Source organism: Streptomyces sp. SID5785, assembly GCF_009870065.1.
GTDB lineage: Bacteria > Actinomycetota > Actinomycetes > Streptomycetales > Streptomycetaceae > Streptomyces.
The window spans coordinates 1-296 of record NZ_WWIA01000059.1; the positions used below are offsets into that span (position 1 = coordinate 1).

The 296-nt window shown below is 70.3% G+C and carries 1 pseudogene; it reads left to right on the plus strand.

Going from position 1 to position 296, the window contains the following annotated elements:
• Positions 1-296: pseudogene (locus tag GTW43_RS01735) on the plus strand (transketolase); the annotation flags it as partial.

Here is a 296-nt window from a genome sequence, read left to right on the forward strand (position 1 = left end):
GTCGCCACCCGCGCCGCGTCCGGCAAGGTGCTCCAGGCGCTCGGCCCGGTCGTCCCCGAGCTGTGGGGCGGCTCCGCCGACCTGGCCGGCTCGAACAACACCACGATCGACAAGGCCAGCTCCTTCCTGCCGAAGGGCAACCCGCTGCCCGAGGCCGACCCCTACGGCCGCACGGTCCACTTCGGCATCCGCGAGTTCTCGATGGCCGCCGAGATGAACGGCATCGCGCTGCACGGCAACACCCGCATCTACGGCGGCACCTTCCTGGTGTTCTCCGACTACATGCGCAACGCGGT